Source organism: Angustibacter speluncae, from assembly GCF_054777815.1.
In genome coordinates this window covers 1-15,204 of sequence record NZ_BAAHAF010000188.1, presented here as the reverse complement: position 1 = coordinate 15,204, position 15,204 = coordinate 1, and the positions used below count along the sequence as shown (strand labels likewise).

Here is a 15,204-nt window from a genome sequence, read left to right as displayed (position 1 = left end):
GACCGCAGCCGCCGGGCCGCGACCCGCATCCGGTGCACGCCCTCGTCGCGCCCCGCGCGGACGTCGGCGTCGCGGCGGCGCAGCTCGGCGACGAGGCCGGTCAGCCGCGCGTGCAGCAGCGCGCCGGCCGAGCCCTCGTCCGGCGGATCGGGCGGCTGCGGGCGGGCCAGGACGCGTCCGAGCTTGGACGGCTGGTCGCTGCGTCCGGCCCCGGCCGCGAGCACGGCCCGCTCCAGGGCGTCGAGGTCGGTCTCGTCGCGACCGGGGGCCAGCTCGACCTCCCACTCCCGCCACGACGTCGCGGCACCGCCCTCGACCCCGGCCGCCACCCGGTCGTCGCAGACCACCGCCAGCGGCGCCCCGTCGGCGTCCAGCAGGTGGTGCTCGGTGCGCTCGGTGGTGAGCGTGGCGACGAGCCGCAGCGGGCGGTCGCGGACCAGGGCGCGCACCTCGTCGAGCAGCGCCTGCGGCACCTCGTCGTCGCCCCCGTCGCCGAGCGGCAGGCGCACCTCGAGGCGCCGGTCGGTGCCGGCCGGGACCTTGAGGTGCCAGCCCTCGTCGTCGCCTCCGGTGCGCCGGCGCAGCGTGACGCCGCGGCGCCGCAGGTCGAGCCGCTCGGTGTCGAGGTAGCCGGCGCGCAGCAGCACGGTGCGCACCTCACCCACCCGGAGCGCGCCCTCGCCGTCCCCGCCGCCGGCGGGCACCACGGCGCCGTCCGGCACCTCGTAGGTGCGCTCGTGCTCGACCTGGCGCTGGGGGTGCTCGTCGGCCACCACCCCATCGTGGCGTCGGCGGGCCACCTGCGCGCGGGGACGACGAAGGCCCCGACCGGACCGGTCGGGGCCTTCGTGCTGGTGGGCGATACTGGGTTCGAACCAGTGACCTCCTCGGTGTGAACGAGGCGCTCTACCACTGAGCCAATCGCCCGTGCGGGGCACAACCGTACCCGATGGCCGGGGGTGCTCCGCACCCCGGTTCCGCGCCCGCCCGCGAGGCCCTGCCAGGTGGTGTCAGCCGGCCCGCTCGACCGCAGGCACCTGCAGCAGCGCGTTCGCCACGGCGTCCGGGAACCAGCCCGGCACGCCGAGCACCGCGAGGTAGCCCCACGCCACCAGCGCGACGCCGGTCGCGGTGCCCACGCCGCCGAGCCACTTCACCCAGGGGGGCTGGCGGCGCGCCCGCTCCTCCAGGCGGCGGGCCTCCCGCTTCGCGCGCCGCAGCAACCGGTGCGCCCAGTCGAACTCGCTGGCGAGGATCGCCAGGCCCAGCAGGAACAGCGGGATGCCGGCGGGACCGGGCAGCCACCCGATGCCGGCGGCGACCACCATGAGCAGGACGCCGACGAACCCGACGACGCCGCGGTAGACCTTGCGCAGCGTGGGGTCGGCCTTGATCTTGCGGCGCCAGGCCCAGCGGTCCTCGTGGGCGTCGACGAAGACGGTGTCGTGCCGCGGGACGTCGTCCCCCCGCGTCGGCGCGGGGGGCGGCGGCGGCGCGGACGTGCGCACCGGAACGGGCCCGGAGGGGGCGACCCGGTCGTCGGCGGCGGCGCCGTTGCGGTCCATGGAGCAAGCGTACGTGCGGCCGTCCGTGCACGCCCCCGTGTGCGGAGGGTGACCGCTCACTCACAGGGCGTACACAGTCGGGTGACGAGCCGTAATCGCCTGTCCGAATCGCCCCGGTTCACCCCCGGCATACCGGACATCCGGGCGCTTCCGCGCGCGAGGCCGAGGTTTCGCGGTCGTCGCCACGGGTACCTGACAGGTCGAGGCACCACCCGGTCGGGGGTGCCGCCCGCACCGACCAGAGTCCCGACCACAGCGCATGGAGGACAGTCGTGAGCCCCACACCCCGGGCCGCCGTCGCCGTACCGATGGAGCTGCGCCTGCAGGTCCCGCAGCAGCAGTCGCTCCCCCTGCCCGTCTACCTGCGCTACTGCGTCGACGACCCGTTCGCCGTCAGCGTCGCGTTCCAGGGTCCGGACGAGGAGGTCACCTGGGTGTTCGCCCGCGACCTGCTCGCCGACGGCCTCGACCGGCCGCAGGGCGACGGCGACGTCACGGTCAAGCCCGTCCGCCGCGCCGGCCGCGACGTCCTGGTGATCGGCCTGGCCTCCCCCGACGGCACCGCCGAGCTCGAGGCCGACGCCGACGAGGTCCGCGCCTTCGTCGACCTGTGCGAGAACGTGCTCCCCCGCGGCCGCGAGCACACCGTGCTCGACCTCGACCAGGCGCTGGCCGAGCTGCTCGCCTGAGAGCCGGCCCCACCAGCCCGGCGCCCCACCACCGTCGCCCCCGGTCCGCCTGTCGGACCGGGGGCGCACCACGTCCCGGGGTCGGGACCTACGGGTCGAGGTCCTCGGCCGCCCGGCGCGCGAACAGCGCGGACGCCTCGTCGGCGAGCGGGTGGCCCGGGAGGTCGCGGGTGCCGATCCCGGCGAGCACCTGCACGTCGCGGGTCGACGACGTCAGCACCACCGCGGGTGCCCGGTCGAGCACCTCCAGCGGCAGGTCCTGCTCGCGGCACGCCAGCCCCTCCTGCGCCGCCCACTCCAGCAGCAGCTCGCGGGTGATGCCCGCCAGGCAGCCGGACGTCAGCGGCGGCGTCAGCAGCTCGTCGTCGACCACGACGGCCACGTTCGAGCCGGTGCCCTCGCACAGCTCCCCGCGGGTGTTGGCGAGCAGCGCCTCGGACCCGCCCTCGCGCTGCGCGCGGGCCAGGGCGACGACGTTCTCGGCGTAGGACGTCGTCTTCAGCCCGGCGGTGGCACCGCGCTCGTTGCGCACCCACGGGACGACGGCCGCCCGCGTCGTCGCGGGCCACGGGCGGGCCGGCGCGAGGGCCACCACGAGCGTCCCGGCCCCCGGCACCCGGTCGGAGCCGAGCGGTCCGGCACCGGCCGTCCAGGTGATGCGCAACCTGCCCAGCGTCACCGGCCTCACCCCGACCACCTCGGCGACCGCCGCGCGGACCTGCGCCTCGTCCGGCGCCTCGAGGCCGAGGCCCGCGGCCGAGCGCGCGAGGCGGCGCAGGTGCCGGGTCAGCGCGAACGGGCCGGCGGGCGTGACCTTGCAGGTCTCGAACACGCCGTCACCGACGGTGAGGCCGTGGTCGAGCGCGGGCACGCGCGCCTGCGCGGCGTCGTCGACCAGCCGCCCGTCGGTCCACACGACGATCTCGTCGTCCCGGGGCCTGTCGTCCACGTCAGTCCCTCCACCCTGCTCGGTCCCCGGGCCCCGTCGGCGCCAGGTCGCGCCCCACCCTGGCAGCCTGCGACGCGAGCCCGACGAGCCGCGCCGCCTTGAGCCGGGTCTCGGCCCACTCGCCCGCGGGGTCGCTGCCCCAGGTGATGCCCGCCCCGGCGCCGAACCGCAGCGTGCCGGTGCCGCGGTCGTCGGCGTCCGGCTCCCACCAGAACGTGCGGATGCCGACGGCGAGCTCGCCGTCGCCCGTGGCGGCGTCGACCCACCCCAGCCCGCCGCAGTACGGTCCGCGCGGCACCGGCTCGAGCCGCGAGATCGCCTGCAGCGCGGACGACTTCGGGGCACCCGAGACCGATCCGGGCGGCCCGGTGGCGTCCAGCAGCGTCCGCCACCCCGCACCCGGCCGGAGCCGGCCGGACACCGTCGACACCAGGTGCGCCAGGCCGGGGTGCTCCTCGCGGGCGAGCAGCGCGTCGACGGCCACGGTGCCGGGCAGGCAGGCGCGGGACAGGTCGTTGCGCACCAGGTCGGTGATCATCACGTTCTCGGCGACGTCCTTGTCGAGCATCGGCTCGCCCGGTGCCGCGGTGCCCTTGATCGGCGCGCTGGTGACGACCGCGCCGCGCCGGCGCAGGTAGAGCTCGGGCGACGCCGACACCAGCCACGAGGTGCCCGTGTCGAGCACGCCGGCGTAGGGGGCGGGGTTGCCGCGGACCAGGCGGTCGGCGAGCGCCCACGGGTCGGCCCGGGCGGGTAGCGGCGTGGACAGCACCCGGCACAGGTTGACCTGGTACACCTCGCCCTCGCGGACGAGGTCGCGCACCGCCTCGACGCCGGCGAGGTAGGCCGGCTCGTCGAGCGAGGTCGACCACTGCCCCTGCGGGGCCGGCCAGGTGCCGCGCGCGACGAACGGCGGACCGGCGACCGAGCGCGCGAACCGGTGCGCGGTTCCGCCGCCCTCGAACGGGACGGTGACCACCCAGGTGCCCGCCGCGGGACGGTCGAGGGCGTGCGGCTCGGCGGCCAGGTCGACCACCTCGACCAGGTCGGTCAGACGGCGACCGCCCCACCACGCTCGGGGCTCCCGGACGATCGGCACGCGCCGACGGTACCGCCGCGGGAAGGCTTCTCCCACCGCCCGCGACCCGCCCACGGGTAGCCGGTTGGACGGCCCGTGAGCCCGTCGGATACTGTTTCGGTCGCACCGCGCCCCCGGGCGCGACCTGCACGCGGACGTGGCTCAGCTGGTAGAGCATCACCTTGCCAAGGTGAGGGTCGCGGGTTCGAATCCCGTCGTCCGCTCGGAGATGGAACTGCCCTCGGACGACCCATCCGGGCCCGGCAGCCGGTCTCACGGTGGTGTGGCCGAGAGGCGAGGCAACGGCCTGCAAAGCCGTCTACACGGGTTCAAATCCCGTCACCACCTCGACGCACCACAGCACCACGGTGCAGCACGGGCGATTGGCGCAGCGGTAGCGCGCTTCCTTGACACGGAAGAGGTCACTGGTTCGAACCCAGTATCGCCCACCACGCACGAAGGCCCCAGGTCAGCGACCTGGGGCCTTCTGCTGTGCCAGAGGCGGTTACGGCAGCTTGCCCGCCCCCGGGCCGAAGCCGCTGGTGTCGGCGTGCAGCTCGCCGTCGGTGCCGCGGTGCAGCGTCTCGGGAAGGTCCTCGGACCCGCCGACCCGCTCGCGGACGGCCGAGGCCGCCGCCTTCGTGGTCTGCCCGACCTTCTCGGCGACCACCGGCGCCTGCTCCTTCACGACCTGCGTCGCCGCCTGCACCTTCTCCTGCACGTCGTCGCGGCCCCAGGCCTGCTGCGCCTTGGCCTTGATCTGCTCGTATTGCTGTCGCCCGGCCCGCGAGCCGAGCACGTACCCGACCCCGACCCCCGCGATGAAGACCAGCCTGCGCATGGTGCGCTCCTTCCGTCGCCCGATCGTCTGACACCCCATCCCACCGCGGTCGGCCCGCCGCCGCACCTCAGGAGGCGATCCGACCGACCAGCGGACCCCGGTCAGGACGGTGTGTCAGGACCGCGTGGTCGTCAGCCCCAGCAGGCAGACGTCGTCGAGGCCGGTGTGCACCGGCCCGAGCATCGCCTCGCGGACGGTGTCGACGCGGCGCTGGGGGTCGTCCCCCGCGGTCGCGGCCAGCACCCCGGCCAGCTCGTCGAGGCGCCCGGGCAGCGACTCGCCGCGGCGCTCGACGAGCCCGTCGGTGTAGAGCAGGAGCGTCGAGCCCGCTGGGAACGGGACCTCGGCGTGCCCGCGCAGCTGCTCCGGCGCGAGACCGAGCGGCAGCGACCGGCCCTGCCACAGCGTCCGGACCTCCCCGGCGGGATCCAGCAGCAGGGGTGGCGGGTGCCCCGCGCAGGCGTAGGCCAACGTGCTCGTGCGCAGGTCGAGGACCGCCAGCACCACCGTCGAGCACAGGCCGGCGCCGACCGCGTCGACGAACAGGTCGAGGCGGTTCAGCACCTCGCCCGGACCCCCCGCCCCGGGAGCGACCGCCCGCAGCGCGCTGCGCAGCTGGCCCATGGTCGCCGCGGCCTCGAGCCCTCGCCCGACGACGTCGCCGACCACGACGGCGAGCCGGTGCTCGTCGAGCGCGTACGCGTCGTACCAGTCGCCGCCGACCTGCGCGCCGGCCAGCCCGGGCTCGTACACGCGGGCGAGCGCGTAGCGGTCCGAGGTGGGGAGCCGATCCGGCAGCAGCCGGTGCTGCAGGGTCGAGGCGGCCTCGCGCTGCTGGTCGTGCAGCAGCGCCCGGGCCAGTGCCGTGCCCGCCTGGTGGGCGAGGATGCGCAGCCCGTCCGCCTCGACGTCGTCGAGGTCACCGGCGTCGTCGAGGCGGCAGGCGAGCAGCCCCAGCCGGCGGGGGCCGTCGCGCAGCGGGACGAGCACCACGGCCCGGGGGCCGTCCACCACCTCGTCGGGGGTGGCCAGCGCGTCCGCGACGATCGGGACCTGCGCCCTGGCCGCCACCCAGGGCAGCACGACCAGGTCGTCGGCGACGGGGACGCCCGGCGCCGGTCCGGTGCCCGGGGCGGCAGGCCGTCCGGCGGGACCGGGAGCGCTGCCCGTCGGACGCTCGACGTCGGCGGCCGTCGCGCGGGCGCGCAGGCTGGTGCCCCAGCCGTCGGGGTCCGGCATCCACAGCGCCGCCACCGCGGTGCGCCCGACGCCGATGGCCGACCGCACCGTGGCGATCTGGGTCTCGGCCAGGCCGGTGACCAGCGCCAGCCGCAGGGCGGTCTCCTGCATCCGCGCCAGGTGGGCGCTCGCGGCGTCGGCCCGGCGCCGCTCCTGCAGCAGCTCCTCCTCGTACCGCCGCCGCTCGCGGGCCGCGAAGACCGCCGTGACGACCAGCGGCTCGCCGTCGCCGCCGAGCCCGTCGACGACGCGGGAGCTCACCAGCGACGGCAGCCGGGTGCCGTCGGGTCCCCGCAGGGTCAGCGCGACCTCGCGGACCTCGCCCTGCAGGCGGAGCAGGGGCGCGTAGTGCGACTCGTGGTACATGCGGCTGCCGGGGGTCAGCAGGTCGACGAAGCGGACGCGCCCCTCGAGCTCCCCGCGCTCGCGCCCCGTCCACGCGAGCAGCTCGTCGTTCGCGCGCAGCACCAGGCCGTCGGCGGTCGTCGTGAGGTACCCGCACGGCACGAGGTCGACGACGTCGTCCGCGCGGGCCTCAGCCACGCCGCTCCAGGAACCGCGTGATCGCCGCGACCGTCTCCTCCGGGGCGCTGAGCTGCGGGCAGTGCCCCGTCGCCGCCAGCACCACCAGCTCGCCGTCCTGCACCTGCTCCGCGACGAACCGCCCGACCGACTCGGGCGCAAGCGGGTCGTCGCTGCACTGCAGGACCAGGGTCGGGACGGCGACCGCGGGCAGGTCGGTCCGGTTGTCGGAGCGGAAGGTGACCTCCGCGAACTGCCGGGCGATGGTCGGGTCGGTGCGGCAGAAGCTGTTCTCGAGCCGCTGGGCCAGCTCCGGCCGGTCGGGGTTGCCCACGATCACCGGCGCCATGGTCGCCGACCACCCCAGGTAGTTGCTGTCGAGCGACTGCAGCAGCTCGTCGACGTCCTCGGGCGCGAAGCCGCCGCGGTACCCGTCGTCGTCGACGTAGCGCGGCGACGGCCCCACCAGCACCAGGCGCGAGAACCGCTCGGGATCGCGGGCGCCGGCGAGCACCGCCATCATGCACGCGACGGAGTGCGCCACCACCACGACGTCGTGCAGGTCGAGCCCCCGCAGCACCGCGAGCAGGTCGTCGGCGTACCCCTGCAGCGAGGCGTGGCGCACCGGGTCGTACGCCGACGCGTCGGAGCGTCCCGAGCCGAGGTGGTCGTACCGGACGACCCGGTACCGCTGCTCGAGGGCGGGCACGACCTCGTCCCACATCCGCTGGTCGCAGCCGAACCCGTTCACGAGGACCATCGGCTGCCCGTCCGGACGACCGGACGCGACGACGTGGTGCCGCCGCTCGAGCGGGGTCATGGCGGCAGCATAGGCACCCCCACCGACCTCGTCGCGCGGTCCGCGGACGGGGCGGTTAGCGTCGCGAGCGGTGCGCCGGACGGCTGCGCGACGACGGGTCGGAGGGACGGCAGATGCGACAGGCGGTCCGCGTGGCGTCGGTCCCCACGGCGCACCCCTACGTGCTGCACCTCGACGACCCCGACCGGCCGCGGGTGCACCGGCTGCCCGACCCGGTCGTCGCGGGCCGCCCCGCCGGCGTGTGGTGGCCGCACGCGGCGCTCGGCGCGGACTGGGTGCGCGAGCACGCGGGCGACTTCGACGTCCTGCACGTGCACTTCGGATTCGAGCACCGCACCCCCGCCGAGCTGCGCGACCTCGTCGACGCCGTGCGCGCGGCGGGCCGGTCGCTCGTGGTGACGGTGCACGACCTGCGCAACCCGCACGAGGAGGACCAGCAGGCCCACGAGGAGCGGCTCGCGGTGCTCGTCGACGGGGCCGACGAGGTGCTGACGCTGACGGCCGGCGCGGCGGCGGTCGTCCGGTCGCGGTGGGGGCGCGAGGCCCTCGTGGTGCCGCACCCGCACGTGCTGCCGCTGGCGCAGCTCGGTGCGGCCCGACCGCCCCGCGGGCACCGACCGGTGGTCGGGATGCACCTGAAGAGCCTGCGCACCAACGTGGACGAACGGGCGGTGCACGCCGCGGTCGACGAGCTGCCGGACCTCGACGCGGTGGTCCGCGTGCACCTGCACCGCGACGTGGCGCCGGCGGACGAGCGGCGCCGCGCGCTCCTCGGGGCGGTCGAGCGCGCCGCGGCGCAGGCGGGCGTCGAGCTGGTGCGGCACGACCCGTGGGACGACGACGAGCTGCACCGGCGGCTGCGCGAGCTCGACGTGCTGGTGCTCCCCTACCGGCACGGCACGCACTCGGGCATGGTCGAGCTGTGCGCCGACCTGGGCACCGCGGTCGTCGCACCCGACGTCGGCTTCTGGCACGAGCAGGCGCGCGTGCACCGGTACCGCACCGGGCAGGACGGGCCCGTGACCGGCTCGCTGCGCGACGCGGTGCGGGCGGCGCTCGCCGCGCCGGCGGCGCCCGTGGCGGCTGCGCACCGGGTCGCCCAGCGGCTGCGGGTGGCGGCCGACCACGACGCGGTCTACCGGCGCGCGCTGCGGAGGACGGCGTGAGCGGGCGCACCGGAGGTGTCGGGTGGTACGTCCACCACCAGGGCCGGGGGCACCTGCACCGGCTCGAGGCGGTCGCGCGCCACCTGGCCGAGCCGCCGCACGTGCTGTCGTCCGCACCGCCCCCGCCCGGCTGGCCCGGCGGGTGGGACGTGCTTCCGCTCGACGTCGACGACCGCGAACCGCGCGACCCGACGGCCGGCGGCACCCTGCACTGGGCGCCGCTCGGCGTCGACGGGCTGCTGCGGCGCGGCGCCGCGGTGGTGCGCTGGGTCGAGCGGACGCGCCCGTCGCTGGTCGTGGTCGACGTGTCGGTGGAGGTGACGCTGCTGGTGCGGCTGCTCGGCGTGCCCGTCGCCGTGGTCGCGATGCAGGGCGACCGCACCGACCGCGCCCACCGGCACGCCTACGACGCAGCCGACCTCCTGCTGGCGCCGTGGCCGAAAGACGCTCCCGTGCAGGGGTTCTCGCGGTGGAAGCACGCCATGGTGCACACCGGGGCCCTGTCGCGCTTCGACGGGAGGTCGCGCGCGCTGCCGGCTGGCACCCGGCGCGACGGCCGCACCGTGCTGCTGCTGTGGGGGGGCGGCGGCGACGCCGTGCCCGAGGCCGACCTGCGGGCCGCGCAGGACGCGACGCCCGGGTGGCGCTGGGTCGTGCGCGCCGGCGGCCCCGGGGCGTCCGACGACGTCTGGCCGGACCTGCTCGCCGCCGACGTCGTGGTCGTGCACGGCGGCCAGAACGCCGTCTCCGAGGTCGCCGCGGCGCGCAGGCCGGCGATCGTGGTGGCGCAGCCGCGTCCGCACCAGGAGCAGGCGCACCGCGTGCGGACGCTGCGGGAGGCGGGCCTGTGCGTGGCCCTGGACGGCTGGCCGCAGCCGCAGGCGTGGCCGGACCTGCTGGCGCGTGCGCGCGAGGTCGGTGGCGGCGGCTGGGTGCGCTGGAGCCCGGGCGACGGCGCCGACGTCGCGGCGCGGGCGATCGAGGCGCACGCGCGCGGCGAGGACCGCCGGTGAGCGCGCCGCCCGGTGCGCCCGTCGCCGTCCTGACGACCGTGCACGGTCGCCACGCCCACCTGCGCAGGCTGGTGGCGGGCCTGCGCGTGGGCACCAGGCACCCGGACGTGCAGGTCGTGGTCGCCATGGGCGACCCCGCGGTGAGGGACGTCCTGGCCGACCTCGACCCGCCCTGGCCCTGGCTGGTCGTCGACGTCGACGTGCCCGCGGGAGGGCTCCCGCTCGCGGCGGCGCGCAACCTCGCCGTCGCCGCCGCGCTCGACCGGGGCGCCGAGGTGCTCGTCCTGCTCGACGTCGACTGCATCCCCACGCCGGGGCTGGTGGGGCGCTACGGCGACGTCGCGTCGTCCGGAACCGCACCCGGACCCGCGCCGCGCCTGCTCTGCGGCACGGTGCGCTACCTCCCTCCGCTCGCGCCCGGCGAGGACTACGGACCGACCCACCTGGCCGCCGCGCCGCCGCACGCGGCCCGCCCGGCGCCCGGGCCCGACGAGGTGGTGCGCGGCGACGACCTGATGCTGTTCTGGTCGCTGTCGTTCGCGGTGACCGCCGCCGAGCTCGCGCTCGTCGACGGCTTCGACGAGGCGTTCGTGGGGTACGGCGGGGAGGACACCGACCTCGCCGTCCAGGTGCAGCGGGCGGGTGGATCGCTGTGGTGGGTCGGGGGCGCCGACGCCCACCACCAGCACCACGACAGCGAGAGCCCACCGGTCCGGCACGCCGAGGCGATCGCCCGCAACGCCAACGTGTTCCACGCCAAGTGGGGGTGGTACCCGATGCAGGGGTGGCTCGACGCGCTCGCGGCACGCGGCCTGCTCGTCCACGACCACGCGCACGGGTGGCGCACGACCTGAGCGGCGGTCAGGCGGGGGCGACGGCCCGCAGCGGGTTGGCGCCGCGGCGGTGGCGCGCCACGGCCTCGCGGTAGACCCGTTCGTACTCGACCAGCATCCTGCGCACCGACAGGTCCGCCACCGCCGTGTCGCGCACCCCGGCGCGGTCGAGCGCGAGCGCGGCCGGGACGGCGTGGGCCAAAGCGGCGACGTCGTCGGGCGGCACCAGCAGGCCGGTCGTGGGGCGCACCACCTCGTGCAGCCCGCCCCGCCGGAACGCCACCACCGGCGTGCCGCACGCCGCGGCCTCGGCCGCGACGAGCCCGAACGGCTCCTCCCACACGGGGGTGACCAGCGCCGTGGCGCTCGTCCCGACCAGCGCCGCCAGCTCCGGGCGCGACAGGTGCCCGACGTGGACGGCGTCGCGTCCGAGCCGCGGGGCCAGCACCTCGCGGACGTACGCGGCGTCGCCCACCGGACCGGCCAGCACGAGGTCGCGTCCGGCGGCGCGCGCGGCGTCGACCGCGAGGTGCGGCGCCTTCTCGGGCACCAGGCGTCCGGACCAGACCAGGCGGTCACCGCCCGGCCCGAGCGGCCAGGCGGCGGCGTCGACGCCGTTGCGCACCACCCGGACCCGACCCCGCAGACGCGTCCACTGCGCGGCGGTCGAGCGGCTCACGGCCGTCCACGCCGCCACGCCCTCGCCGCCGAGGGCGAGCGCCGACTCGAGCCACGGGGTCGGCGGCGTGTGCAGCGTCGTCACCACGGGCGCGCGCACCGCCGCGGACATCGCCACCGGCAGGTGGTGCAGCGAGTGGTTGTGCACCACGTCGAACTGGTCGCCGAGCGGGCCGGCGAGGGCGAGCATCAGCGCCAGGTGCTGGTGGTGGTCGGCGAGGAAGGTCTGCGCCGGCATCGAGGTGTCGGTGCGAGCGAGCTCGCTCGCCGTCCAGCCGCCGCTGTCGAGCGGGTGGTCCGGGTCCGCGCCCGGCGTGCCGGCGCCGGCGAACAGCGTCACCGCGTGCCCCCGGGTGCGCAGACCGGTGACCAGCCCGTGCACGAACGACTCCATGCCGCCGGCGAAGGGCTCGGTGAGCGGGTGGCGCGACGGGCCGATCACGGCGATGCGCAGCGGACGGCGCGCGACGTCGGTCACAGGGGGACACCTCGGGGTGTGTGCGCGCCGCGGTCGGTCGGCGGTTGCTTGGCCGTGCCCGCGGGGCGACGGGTGCCGCAGGGGGCGCCCGTCCCGCGATGGAACCACGTCGAGGGCCCCCCGTCTCGCCGAGACGCCCCGACGTGCGCCCGCCGCGGCGCCCGGTTACGTTCCCGAGTGCCCCGCTGCACCTGCCACGGCCGCTCCATCGGCCGGCGCCCCAGCGCACGGAGAGGTGTCCAGTGACCCTGCACGACATGCCGCACCAGACGCTGCGCCACGATCCGACGCCGCGCGACCTGCACTACGCCGCCTTCTACGGCCTGGCGCCGCTCGACGACGGCCCGGTGCTGGTCGTCCACGGCAACTGCCAGGCCGAGTCGCTGCGCGTCCTGCTCGACGCCCCGGACGTGGTGGCGGTGCGCGTGCCGCCGGTGCACGAGCTCGTCCCGGGCGACGTCGACCACCTGCTGCACCTGCTGTCCCGGGCGGAGGTGGTGGTGACGCAACCGGTGCGCGAGCGCTACCACGGCCTGCCGGTCGGCACCCGCGAGGTGCTCGCCGCTGCGCCGGGCGCGCGGTCGGTCGTCGTCCCCGTCGTCCGCCACCACCTGCTGCACCCGTTCCAGGGGCTCGTGCGGGTCGAGGGCGCGGGCGACCCGCCGGTGGTGCCGTACCACGACCTGCGCACCCTCGCGCGAGCCGCCGCCCGGCCGCTCCCCCGGCCGTCCGCGGCCGCGCTGCGCGAGGTCGGCCTGCGCTCGCTCGCCGAGATGCGGCGGCGCCAGGAGCGGCACGGCGCCGTCCCGGTCGACGACCTGCTGCTGGCCGCCGGTGCCGACGCCGCGCACACGGTCAACCACCCCGGCAACCCCGTCCTGGTGGGCCTGGCCCGACGGGTGCAGGAGCGGCTCGGCCTCGACCCGTCGGCGAGCAACCCCGGCCGCACGCTGCTCGGGTCGGTGCTCGCCCCGGTCGAGGCGGACGTGCTGCGCGCCAACGGGTTCGACGAGGCAGCGACCCGTGCCGACTGGGTGGTCGCCGGCACCGCGGTGCCCGACGACGAGGTCGTGCGTGCCCAGCTCGACTGGTACCGGCGGCGTCCGGACGTCGTGGAGGCCGGGCTGGACCGGTACGCCGCCACCCTGGAGGTGCTGGCCCGATGACCCCCGTGACCCACCTGGTCGTCGGTCCCGACGAGCACGGCGTGACCCGGTACGCCCTGACCTGCGCCCGCGCCGTCGGGGCCCGGGTCGTGCGGGTGCCGCACCGCGTCCGCCCGGCCGACCTGCCGGAGCTGCAGCGCCGGCTCCCGGCGGGTGCGCCGGTGCACCTCCACCTCACCGACCACCTGCTGGGCCGCGACCCCGAGGAGGCCGCCACCGTCGTCGAGCGGCTCGCGCGGCAGGTGCGGCTGACGCTCACGCTGCACGACCTGCCCCAGCCGTCCGACGGGACGCCGCACGCGGCCCGGGTCCGCTGCTACTCGCGCGCCGCCGTCGCCGCGCGCGGGGTGGTGGTGAGCAGCGAGCACGAGCGCCGGCTGCTGCACGCGGTCGTCGGCGAGGCCGCGGGGGCGCTCGCCGACCGGGTCGCGGTCGTGCCGCACCTGGTGCACGAGCGGGACGCCCGCGCCGTCCGCCGCCCGGGGAGCACCTCCGGGGCGCCGCGCGACGTCGTCGTCCTCGGCTTCGTCTACCCGGGCAAGGGGCACGCGGCCGCCCTCGCGGCGCTGCCGGCGCTCGACCCCGACGTCGGCCTGCTCGCCCTGGGCGCGGCCTCCCCCGGGCACCAGCACCTCGTCGACGACCTGGCCGACCGGGCCCGGCGGCTCGGGCGCCGCTTCACCTGCACCGGGTGGGTCCCGGACGACGAGCTGGCCGCGCACCTCGCGCACGCCGCCGTGCCGCTGGTCGCGCACGAGCACGTGTCGGCGTCCGGGACGCTCGGGACCTGGATGTCGGCGGGCCGCCGGCCGCTCGCGCCCCGCAACCCGTACGTGGACGAGGTCGCGACCCGGCTGCCCGGCGCCGTCGACGCCACCGACGACCTGCTCACCGGCCTGCGCGCCGCGCTCGCCGACCCCGCCCGCACCTGGCTGGCCGACGAGGTGGTGCTCGGCCCCGGCGCGTCCGAGGTCGGTCGGCGGGTCGAGGCGCTGGCGCTGCGGTGGGCCGCGTGAGTCCCGAGGTCTCGGTCGTCGTCTGCACCTACGACGACCAGCCGGGCCTGGACCGGGTGCTGGCCGCCCTGGCCCTGCAGGACCTGCCCGCCGACCGGTTCGAGGTCGTCGTGGCCGACGACGGCTCGCCGGTCGAGCCCGTGGTCGGCGACCGGCCGTACGCGGTGCGGCTGGTCCGGCAGGACGACCGGGGGTTCCGCGCCGGGGCCGCGCGCAACCTCGGCGCCGCGGCGACCGGCGGGCCGCTGCTGTGCTTCCTCGACGGCGACACGGTGCCGTCGCGCGGGTACCTGTCCGCCACCCTGCGCGCAGCGGCCACCCTGGGACCCCGCGCCGTGCTGGTCGGGCGGCGCCGGCACGTCGACCTCGCGGGATGGACCACCGAGCAGGTCGCCGCCTGGCTCGCCGGGTCGGCCGAGCGGGAGCCGGTCGCGCTCGACGACCCGTGCTGGCTGGTCGACGCCTACCGCGCCAGCGACGACCTCCGGCGGGCCGACGACGAGTCGTACCGGTACGTCATCAGCGCGGTGATGAGCCTGACGCGCGAGACCTGGGACACCGCAGGTGGTTTCGACGAGTCGTTCTCCGGCTACGGCGGCGAGGACTGGGAGCTCGCCCACCGCTGCTGGCTCGGCGGCGCCGACCTGCGGCACGTGCCCGACGCGGTCGCGTGGCACGACGGGCCCGACCTGGCAGGACGCGACGTCGACCTGCACGAGGTGCTGACCGCGCAGGCGCTCGCGCTGGCGAGCCGGTTGCCGTCCCCCGCCCTGCGGCCGCCGGGGGTCGCCTTCGCGCGCCCGTGGTGCGCGGTCGAGGTCGACGACCGGGGCTGGCCGCCGCAGGCCACGCTGCTCGTGGTGGCCTCGTTCCTGGCGGGCGGCCCGGACGCGCGGGTCTGGTTGGCCGACGGGACCGGCCTGCTCGACGACGGCCCGCTGGCCGGCGACGCCAGGGTGGCCCGCGGTCCCGTCCCGTCCGAGGTGGCCACCAGGGCGCCGTGGCGGGTGCACGTCGAGCGCCCGGTCGAGCTGCAGGTGCCGCTCGCCGAGGTGCTCGCCGGCGGGCCCGGCCGGCTCCCCGGCGTGCAGGTCGCGCGCACCCGCGACCTCGCCCGCGGCCGCGACCGGCTCGCGGCGCGCGAGACCGCG

General features: G+C 77.2%; 15 protein-coding genes and 4 tRNA genes. 10 read left to right on the top strand and 9 right to left on the bottom strand.

Annotated features, from left to right (window positions below):
* The 3 genes from ACYVKY_RS20705 to ACYVKY_RS20695 form a co-directional block, all read right to left on the bottom strand.
* Window positions 1-773, bottom strand: a 773-nt coding sequence (locus tag ACYVKY_RS20705; RefSeq protein WP_460436874.1) for a CYTH domain-containing protein, incomplete at its 3' end; no start/stop codon positions are given.
* 79 nt (window positions 774-852) lie between these two features.
* Window positions 853-927, bottom strand: a tRNA-Val gene (locus ACYVKY_RS20700).
* An 83-nt stretch (window positions 928-1,010) separates the two neighbouring features.
* Entirely contained in the window at window positions 1,011-1,565 is a 555-nt protein-coding gene (locus ACYVKY_RS20695) for a PGPGW domain-containing protein (protein ID WP_460436873.1), read from the bottom strand.
* Window positions 1,566-1,837: 272 nt separating this feature from the next.
* Between ACYVKY_RS20695 and ACYVKY_RS20690 the strand changes: the two genes are divergently transcribed.
* A complete protein-coding gene (locus ACYVKY_RS20690) occupies window positions 1,838-2,254 on the top strand; it encodes an SsgA family sporulation/cell division regulator (RefSeq protein WP_460436872.1) in 417 nt (138 codons plus the stop codon).
* A gap of 88 nt (window positions 2,255-2,342) precedes the next feature.
* On the opposite strand, the gene ACYVKY_RS20685 is transcribed toward ACYVKY_RS20690, so the two are convergent.
* Window positions 2,343-3,176: an aminotransferase class IV gene (locus ACYVKY_RS20685; RefSeq protein WP_460436875.1), complete on the bottom strand. Its 834-nt coding sequence runs from the start codon at window positions 3,174-3,176 to the stop codon at window positions 2,343-2,345.
* A gap of 28 nt (window positions 3,177-3,204) precedes the next feature.
* A complete protein-coding gene (locus ACYVKY_RS20680) occupies window positions 3,205-4,302 on the bottom strand; it encodes a chorismate-binding protein (RefSeq protein ID WP_460436871.1) in 1,098 nt (365 codons plus the stop codon).
* Between the two features lie 130 nt (window positions 4,303-4,432).
* On the opposite strand from ACYVKY_RS20680, the gene ACYVKY_RS20675 reads away from it, so the two are divergent.
* The 3 genes from ACYVKY_RS20675 (at window position 4,433) to ACYVKY_RS20665 (ending at window position 4,733) form a co-directional block, all read left to right on the top strand.
* Window positions 4,433-4,505: transfer RNA gene (locus ACYVKY_RS20675), tRNA-Gly, on the top strand.
* A 53-nt stretch (window positions 4,506-4,558) separates the two neighbouring features.
* Window positions 4,559-4,629: transfer RNA gene (locus tag ACYVKY_RS20670), tRNA-Cys, on the top strand.
* A 29-nt stretch (window positions 4,630-4,658) separates the two neighbouring features.
* Window positions 4,659-4,733, top strand: a tRNA-Val gene (locus ACYVKY_RS20665).
* Between the two features lie 53 nt (window positions 4,734-4,786).
* Here ACYVKY_RS20665 and ACYVKY_RS20660 read toward each other — a convergent pair.
* The 3 genes from ACYVKY_RS20660 to ACYVKY_RS20650 all read right to left on the bottom strand — a co-directional run bounded on the left by ACYVKY_RS20660 (window position 4,787) and on the right by ACYVKY_RS20650 (window position 7,703).
* Window positions 4,787-5,122, bottom strand: a complete 336-nt coding sequence (locus ACYVKY_RS20660) for a YtxH domain-containing protein (protein ID WP_460436870.1) — start codon at window positions 5,120-5,122, stop codon at window positions 4,787-4,789.
* A 114-nt stretch (window positions 5,123-5,236) separates the two neighbouring features.
* A complete protein-coding gene (locus tag ACYVKY_RS20655) occupies window positions 5,237-6,904 on the bottom strand; it encodes a SpoIIE family protein phosphatase (RefSeq protein WP_460436869.1) in 1,668 nt (555 codons plus the stop codon).
* On the bottom strand, window positions 6,897-7,703 hold the full coding sequence (locus tag ACYVKY_RS20650; RefSeq protein WP_460436868.1) for an alpha/beta fold hydrolase: 807 nt from the start codon (window positions 7,701-7,703) through the stop codon (window positions 6,897-6,899). The genes ACYVKY_RS20655 and ACYVKY_RS20650 overlap by 8 nt, the downstream gene beginning before the upstream one ends.
* Window positions 7,704-7,834: 131 nt before the next feature.
* On the opposite strand from ACYVKY_RS20650, the gene ACYVKY_RS20645 reads away from it, so the two are divergent.
* From ACYVKY_RS20645 to ACYVKY_RS20635, 3 genes are read left to right on the top strand one after another with little or no spacing between them, the layout of a single operon-like run.
* The gene (locus tag ACYVKY_RS20645; RefSeq protein WP_460436867.1) at window positions 7,835-8,869 is read left to right on the top strand and encodes a glycosyltransferase family protein; all 1,035 of its coding nucleotides are present in this window, start codon (window positions 7,835-7,837) and stop codon (window positions 8,867-8,869) included.
* Window positions 8,866-9,882 carry a glycosyltransferase gene (locus ACYVKY_RS20640; protein ID WP_460436866.1) on the top strand — a complete coding sequence of 339 codons (1,017 nt, stop codon included), beginning with the start codon at window positions 8,866-8,868 and terminating at the stop codon, window positions 9,880-9,882. The genes ACYVKY_RS20645 and ACYVKY_RS20640 overlap by 4 nt, the downstream gene beginning before the upstream one ends.
* Window positions 9,879-10,736, top strand: coding sequence for a glycosyltransferase family 2 protein (locus tag ACYVKY_RS20635; RefSeq protein ID WP_460436865.1), 858 nt, complete (start codon window positions 9,879-9,881; stop codon window positions 10,734-10,736). The genes ACYVKY_RS20640 and ACYVKY_RS20635 overlap by 4 nt, the downstream gene beginning before the upstream one ends.
* Window positions 10,737-10,743: 7 nt before the next feature.
* Here ACYVKY_RS20635 and ACYVKY_RS20630 read toward each other — a convergent pair whose 3' ends face one another.
* Window positions 10,744-11,871, bottom strand: coding sequence for a glycosyltransferase family protein (locus ACYVKY_RS20630; protein ID WP_460436864.1), 1,128 nt, complete (start codon window positions 11,869-11,871; stop codon window positions 10,744-10,746).
* A 257-nt stretch (window positions 11,872-12,128) separates the two neighbouring features.
* On the opposite strand from ACYVKY_RS20630, the gene ACYVKY_RS20625 reads away from it, so the two are divergent.
* The 3 genes from ACYVKY_RS20625 to ACYVKY_RS20615 all read left to right on the top strand — a co-directional run.
* Window positions 12,129-13,037, top strand: coding sequence for a WcbI family polysaccharide biosynthesis putative acetyltransferase (locus tag ACYVKY_RS20625; RefSeq protein ID WP_460436863.1), 909 nt, complete (start codon window positions 12,129-12,131; stop codon window positions 13,035-13,037).
* Window positions 13,034-14,053: a hypothetical protein gene (locus tag ACYVKY_RS20620; RefSeq protein ID WP_460436862.1), complete on the top strand. Its 1,020-nt coding sequence runs from the start codon at window positions 13,034-13,036 to the stop codon at window positions 14,051-14,053. The genes ACYVKY_RS20625 and ACYVKY_RS20620 overlap by 4 nt, the downstream gene beginning before the upstream one ends.
* On the top strand, window positions 14,050-15,204 hold a 1,155-nt coding region (locus ACYVKY_RS20615; protein ID WP_460436861.1), incomplete at its 3' end, for a glycosyltransferase family 2 protein. The genes ACYVKY_RS20620 and ACYVKY_RS20615, both read left to right, overlap by 4 nt.

Bases quoted from the DNA above. Each gene is read 5' to 3' on its own strand.
- ACYVKY_RS20695 (WP_460436873.1), bottom strand. From the start codon at position 1,565: ATGGACCGCAACGGCGCCGCCGCCGACGACCGGGTCGCCCCCTCCGGG.
- ACYVKY_RS20660 (WP_460436870.1), bottom strand. From the start codon at position 5,122: ATGCGCAGGCTGGTCTTCATCGCGGGGGTCGGGGTCGGGTACGTGCTC.
- ACYVKY_RS20650 (WP_460436868.1), bottom strand. From the start codon at position 7,703: ATGACCCCGCTCGAGCGGCGGCACCACGTCGTCGCGTCCGGTCGTCCG.
- ACYVKY_RS20625 (WP_460436863.1), top strand. From the start codon at position 12,129: ATGCCGCACCAGACGCTGCGCCACGATCCGACGCCGCGCGACCTGCAC.
- ACYVKY_RS20620 (WP_460436862.1), top strand. From the start codon at position 13,034: ATGACCCCCGTGACCCACCTGGTCGTCGGTCCCGACGAGCACGGCGTG.